At 70.8% G+C, this 6410-nt stretch carries 5 protein-coding genes and 2 tRNA genes; all 7 read left to right on the top strand.

All coding sequences use genetic code 11. The annotated features are described in order from the left end of the window. Positions 1–278 precede the first annotated feature (278 nt). Positions 279–1073 (top strand): inositol monophosphatase family protein, encoded by a 795-nt coding sequence (locus tag RT309_RS13105; RefSeq protein WP_313357707.1) that lies wholly within the window; start codon positions 279–281, stop codon positions 1071–1073. 281 nt (positions 1074–1354) lie between these two features. Then, positions 1355–2503 (top strand): M23 family metallopeptidase, encoded by a 1149-nt coding sequence (locus tag RT309_RS13110; RefSeq protein ID WP_313357709.1) that lies wholly within the window; start codon positions 1355–1357, stop codon positions 2501–2503. Positions 2504–2569: 66 nt separating this feature from the next. Further along, positions 2570–2641 (top strand) — tRNA-Thr (locus tag RT309_RS13115). A gap of 32 nt (positions 2642–2673) precedes the next feature. After that, positions 2674–2747 (top strand) — tRNA-Met (locus tag RT309_RS13120). A 195-nt stretch (positions 2748–2942) separates the two neighbouring features. Next, positions 2943–4412, top strand: coding sequence for a DUF3375 domain-containing protein (locus RT309_RS13125; protein ID WP_313357710.1), 1470 nt, complete (start codon positions 2943–2945; stop codon positions 4410–4412). A gap of 157 nt (positions 4413–4569) precedes the next feature. Next, on the top strand, positions 4570–5247 hold the full coding sequence (locus RT309_RS13130) for a DUF4194 domain-containing protein (protein ID WP_313357714.1): 678 nt from the start codon (positions 4570–4572) through the stop codon (positions 5245–5247). Further along, positions 5244–6410: ATP-binding protein (locus RT309_RS13135; protein ID WP_313357712.1), on the top strand; the 1167-nt coding region annotated here is incomplete at its 3' end. The genes RT309_RS13130 and RT309_RS13135, both read left to right, overlap by 4 nt.

The following is a 6410-nucleotide window of genomic DNA, read 5'->3' on the forward strand; positions in this document are numbered from 1 at the left end:
GTGCCGGGCGCGACCGGAGTGCCGCCCATGCCGGGCGCTCCTCACCCTCACGCTGCGCACCCCGCGACGGGCGCTCCGGGTACGCACCCCGCGCCCGGGGCAACGCACGGCGGACCTGGCGTTCCGGCGGTTCCGTCCGCGCCGCCGGTGCCCCATCCCGCCGCCGCCCCGACCCCTCCGTCGGTGCCGCAGGCTCCGTCTGCGCCGCCGGTTCCGCCGGCGCCCCCGGTCCCGCCGACCGCTGAGCCGCACACGCAGCAGGGTTCCGAGGATCAGCAGTGATCGCAGCCGATCTGGGGGCTCTCGCCGCTGAGGTCGCGCGCGAAGCCGGCGAACTGGCTCGCCGTCGGCGCTCCGAGGGGGTGGCGCTCGCCGCGACCAAGTCCACGATCGCCGACATCGTGACCGAGGCCGACCGCGAGGTCGAGCACCTCATCCGCGAGCGAGTGCGGGCCGAGCGTCCGGACGATGGATTCCTCGGTGAGGAGACCGGTGCCGAGCGCTCTTCGAGCGGATGCACGTGGGTCGTCGACCCGATCGACGGCACGGTCAACTACGCGTACGGCATCCCCGGGTACTCGGTGAGCATCGCCGTCGTCGAGGGCGAGCCCGACCCCGAGCGCTGGCAGGGTGTCGCCGCAGCCGTGTGCGCGCCCGCGCTGGGTGAGCTGTTCACCGCAGTCCGCGGCGAGGGTGCATGGCTCGACGGCACGCGTCTGGCCGTCACCACCGAGACGCCCGCCGGAGCCCTGCTCGGCACCGGCTTCGGGTACGATCCGTCGACCCACGACGGCGACCTGGCCACGGTCAGGCGCGCGATGGCCATGGCCCGCGACGTGCGACGCATGGGATCCGCGGCGATCGACCTCGCCTACCTTGCGGCCGGACGCCTCGACGGCTTCTTCGAGCGCGGGTTGAAACCCTGGGACTTCGCCGCCGGAGCGCTCCTCGTCGAGGAGGCCGGGGGAGCCGTCACCCGCCTCGATCCCTCCGCCGCCAGGCCGATGCTGGTCGCCGGCGGCCCCGAAATCCACCGTCGACTGTGCGAGCTGATCTCCGATCGGCGCGGCTGAACGGTATGTTCGGACTCATGGCTTTTTCAGCCTGAGCACGATAGCGTTTATCCGATCGTTATTTTCGTCGCCCGAACGGCGAGAGTAACCAAGCCCTTCCCCAGCTTGACCAGAAACCCGAAAGATCCGTTTTGCCCCCTGAGCACACAGAGAACGCCGCTGCCCCGACGCGTCGTTCGAATCGACTTCGCGCCGCTTCGGTGGTCCCCGCGGATTCGACGACTCCGAATGCAGACCAGGTCGTCCCGTCTTCGGCATCCGCTGTCGCCGCCGCTGCGGCCGTGACCGCCGCCGCCGTCTCGGCTGCCGCGACCAGCCGCCGCGCACGCCGGATGTCCGCGGGCGGAAGTTCCGAGGCGCAGACCATCGCCGAGCCCGAGGCCGTCATTGCCGCGCCCGCGGCGGTCATCGCCGAGATCGTCGCATCTGTGGCATCCGCTGTCGCGCCCCCGCTCTCGCCCGCTGTGCGCGAGGAGGCGGCCGAGATCGTCGATCCCGTCGCAGTCTCGGCACCCACCGACTCTTCCGCGGCGGCGTCAGCCGGCGCAGCCCCGACCGGCTCCGATCCGTTCTCGGCCGCATCAGAGGCCTTCGGCTTCCGTCCGGTCGATGACCAGCCCGTCGACGAGGTTCCCGTCGCCGACCAGCCCGTGTCAGCAGGCGTCGTGGTCTCGCACGTCGCTCCGCGGCGGCCACGCGTCTCGCGGTTCGTCGCCGCGGGCGCGAGCCTCGGCATCATGGGCGTCGCCGGTCTCATCGCCGTGTCGATGACGCTGCCCGTCTCCGCCGTCGCCGCCACGCAGGGGGGCGCATCGGCATCCCTCGTCGCCGGCACGTCTGCCGCCTCTTCCTCGGCGAAGAAGGGCGATGGCGAGATTCAGGCGTTCGTCGCCCCCGCCGACGTGCAGGGCGAGTCGCTCGCCCGCTCCGACTCGTACTCGACGATCTCGCTCGCGCAGGTCGCAGCCGAAGAGGGCATCAAGTTCTCCGAGAGTCTGTACACGAACGACCCCGAGGCGGCCATCCAGTGGCCGTTCAAGGTCGGCGTGGCGATGAGCTCGCCCTACGGACAGCGCTGGGGCCGACTGCACGCCGGCATCGACCTCGTTCCGGGAGAGGGCGCGCCCATCCAGGCGATCGCCGACGGCACGGTACGCACCGCCACCGAATCCGGCGGCGCATACGGCGTGACGATCTACATCGACCACGTCATCGACGGTCAGGTCGTGACGAGCCACTACGCGCACATGCAGCACGGCTCGATGCAGGTCAAGGCCGGCGACAAGGTCAAGGTGGGCGACGTCATCGGCCACGTCGGCAACACCGGTCGTTCGTACGGCGCACACCTGCATTTCGAGATCATCATCAACGGCTCGACCGTCGATCCGCTGCCGTGGATGCAGCGAAACGCCGGGCGCTACGAGTACTAGGCCTCGATTTCGCGCGAGACACCGTGAGGTGATAATCTCATCTGGTTGCCCGGAGACGGGCAGCACGCCCCGATAGCTCAGTGGCAGAGCACTTCCATGGTAAGGAAGGGGTCGTCAGTTCAATCCTGACTCGGGGCTCGGAGTTCGCATCTGCGATGCGGATGCCGTGCGGCAGGGTAGCTCAGTTGGTGAGAGCGCACGACTCATAATCGTGAGGTCGCGGGTTCAAGCCCCGCTCCTGCTACAGATGAAGACCCCCGGTTCACGCCGGGGGTTTCGTCGTCTTCGGGCACGTTTCGCGGGGCCGCGTCGTCGAGACGTGTGTTCCAGGGGGGCCTGTCAGCCGAAGGTCGGTTTCATGCTGCAACGCAAGTCTCGCCGGGGCCGGCGGGGGCCGGCGAAGACGGGCGCGCGTCGCCCTCGCGATAAACTGGAGCCGATGACTGGCGCGCGTGCCGAGGCGGCATACTCTCGCTCCCTCGCGGCGTTCCGAACGCCGACGCTGGGGCTGCTTCACGGTCGCCAGGCGCCGTTCGTCATCGCCGCGCTGTCGATGCTGTTCTCGGCCGAACGGCCTGCCGTTCCCGTCGCCGACGCGCACGCCGAGGTCGCCGAGGCTCTCGACGAGCTGCGTGCCGCCGGCCACGACGATGACGACCGCCGCATCCCCTCCGGCAACGGCCGCGAGGTGTGCCGCACGTGGGCGAAGCAGGGCTGGCTCGTGCAGCAGATCGACGACGACGTCGAGGTGTACCGGCTCTCGGCACATGCCGTCGAGGCGCTCGAGATCACCGGCCGCACCGGCGGCGGTCGCACCCGCGTGTCGAACTCGCGCGTGCGCACCCTGCTCGACGCGGTCGAGCGGCTGGCCGACGAGGCCGAAGCCGACCCGGTGAAGCGGATCGCGCGCCTCACCGCCGAACGGGATGCACTCGACGCCGAGATCCTGCGGGTGCAGGCGAACGGCACGGTTCCCGTCGACGACGAGGAGCTGTACGAAGAGGCCGAGAACATCCTGCACCTGGCGCGCGAGCTGCCCGCCGACTTCACCCGCGTGGCCGAGTCGCTCAAGGCGATGCAGCGCGATGTCGTCGCGCACCTGCGCCGTGACGAGCGTCCGACCGGCGAGGTGCTGCGCGAATACCTGCAGCGCGCCAAGGACGTCATGCAGTCGACTCCCGAGGGGCGGGCGTTCGCCGGAGCGCTGCGGCTGATCGGCGACCCGGACCGCATCGACGCCCTCGCCGAGCAGCTGCACGACCTGCTCGCGCATCCCTTCGCCCGGCACCTCGACCAGACGCAGCGGGCGGAGTTCGACGCGATCGGCCGCCGGGTCGAGCTCGGCGTCGAAGAGGTGCTCGCCGCTCAGCGCCGCGCCTCGCACGTGATCACCGGACAGGTGAAGACGCACGACCCGCTGCGCGATCGGCAGATCGACGACCTGCTGCGCGATGTCATATCGGGGCTGCACCACTGGGCGCAGACCGCGCCGGCGAGTGCGACGGTCGAGCCGGTGCGCAGCCTGCCGCTGATCGACCTCGGGCGGCTGCGTCAGACCGTCGGCGATGTGCGCCCGCCCGGGGCGCCCGCCCCGCTGACGGATGCCGACGACGTCGAGTACCTCGAAGCCGACTCGCGCTCGTGGGGCGGCCCCCGCTACGCCGAGCTCGAGTCGTACGTCGCGGGGCTCGGCGAGCAGTTCGACCTGGCGGATGCCTTCACCGGCGCCCCCGAAGACACGCGGCGCCCGGTGGACCTGGTCGGTCTGCTCGAGATCGCGCACCGCAACGGCATGAACGAGACCGACGGTCTGTCGACCGTCGAGACGCTGCGCCCAGACGGCACCGCGAGACGCTTCGCGTTCGTCTCGGCGACCGCCCGCGCGGCCGAGGAGGACGACGATGACTGACGAGATTGCTGCTTCGGGCCCGGCCGCGGGCCGGGAATCCGGGTCGGGGATGGGAAACGCCGGTGCGGATGCTGCGGAACCGGCGTTCGGCACCCCGGAACAGGTCGACGACCGCCCGGACGCGCAGTCCGACGCGCCGTTCATCGCGCCCGTCGCGATGGAGGACGACCCCGATGAGCTCTTCCCCGGAGACCGCGGCACGCTCGATCCGGAGGTGCGGCGCGTGCTCGTGCACGTGCTGCAGCGGCGGTTCCTCAGCGCCGACAGCCGCGCCGAGTGGGCGCTGCTGCTCGAGCACCAGCAACTGATCGAGTCGCGCATGCACGACCTGTATGTGCGCCTGGTCGTCGACCTCGGCCGTGGTGTGGCGTACAAGCAGCAGGTGCGCTCGGACGAGTTCGAGGTGCCGATCCTGCTCAAGGACGCCCCGTACAACCGCACCGAGACGCTCGTGCTCGTGCATCTGCGCACGGTCTTCCAGCGCGAGTCGGCGGCGGGTGAGCCGGCTCCGCGCATCGACATCGAAGACATCGAGCAGACCGTGCTCAGCTACCTGACGGATGCCGACGGCAGCACCGCCCGCCAGCAGAAGGCGATCCGCGCGGCGCTCGACCGGCTCGACCGCGAGGGCGTGATCGACGAGGAGACCCTCGGCCGCTACCGGATCAGCCCGCTGGTCGAAGTGGTGCTGAGCGCCGAGAAGCTCGCCGAGCTGCGCGCCTGGCTGCGCGAGCAGGCCGCGCAGCAGGCATCCCGAGCCGCCACCGCCCAGAAGACGACCGCCCAGACGACGACCGCCCAGACGACGACCGCCCAGAAGGAGGCAGCGCTGTGACGATGCTCGACACGCTCTTCGGGCTGATCCCCGCCGACTCCCGCGGTCAGCAGTGGGTCGCCGAAGATCTGCAGCTGATCAACTGGGGTGGGTACGACGGCGGACCTCACCGGGTGCGGTTCTCACCGAACGCGACCATGCTCTGCGGCGGCTCCGGATCGGGCAAGTCGACGCTGATGGATGCCTACATCGCCCTGATGATGCCGCACACCACCCCGTTCAACGGTGCCTCCAACGGCGGGATCACCGGCCGCCCGCGTGGCGATGAGCAGCGCAACATCCTCTCGTACGGCCGCGGCAAGATCGACGAGTCGCGCACCGACGAGGGCACCAGGCTGCGCGTGCTGCGCGGCGACGGCGAAGACACCTGGACGGCGATCGCGATGACGTGGCTCGACCACGACGGATCGCGGTTCACGGCGCTGCGCGCCTGGTACATCCCGGCGGGTGCGCGCATCCTCGAAGACACCGTGCGGGTGCGTGCCACGACCGACGGGTTCTTCGACCTCGCGCGCCTGGAAGAGGCCGCCTCGCAGCGTCTCGCCGACTCGGCGCTGCGCGCCCTCGGACTCGACACCCTCAGCACCGACCGCGAGTTCTCGGCGCGCCTGCACGCCGTGCTGGGCATCGGTGCGGCGGGTTCCGGCGCGAAGGCGATGAGTCTGCTCGCGCGCATCCAGGCCGGTCAGCAGATCACGACGGTCGACGACCTGTACAAGCGGCTGGTTCTCGAAGAGCCCGAGACGATGGCGACGGCGGATGCCGTGGTCGCGCACTTCGACGAGCTCGAGAGCACCCGCGCGAGCATGATCACCGCGCGCCAGCAGGTGACCGCGCTCGAGCCGATCATGGGCATCCGGGACCGGATCACCGCGGCCGCGGAGCAGGTGCGCCTGATCGACGAGGTGGGCGACTTCGCCTCACCCGACTCGCGCGCGACGCTGTGGCGGGCCCAGCGCCGCCTCGATCTGCTGCGCGAGGTCGAGGACGAGCTGCGTGACCGCACGCACGCGCTCGATCTGACCCTGCGTGAGAAGAAGGCGCTCGTCGACGCCGCCGAAGCCGAGCGCGACGGCCTGCTCGACCTGCTGCGCCAGTCCGGCGGCGACCGGCTCGAGACCGCGCAGCGCGAACTGTGCGCGGTCGAGCGGCGCCTCGCCGAG

Origin of the sequence: Microbacterium sp. (assembly GCF_032084865.1) — a bacterium.
Taxonomy (GTDB): domain Bacteria; phylum Actinomycetota; class Actinomycetes; order Actinomycetales; family Microbacteriaceae; genus Microbacterium.

What these genes read in the sequence shown, in the direction of transcription:
- RT309_RS13125 (WP_313357710.1), top strand. Translation starts at nt 2,943, where the DNA reads ATGACTGGCGCGCGTGCCGAGGCGGCATACTCTCGCTCCCTCGCGGCG.
- RT309_RS13130 (WP_313357714.1), top strand. Translation starts at nt 4,570, where the DNA reads ATGGAGGACGACCCCGATGAGCTCTTCCCCGGAGACCGCGGCACGCTC.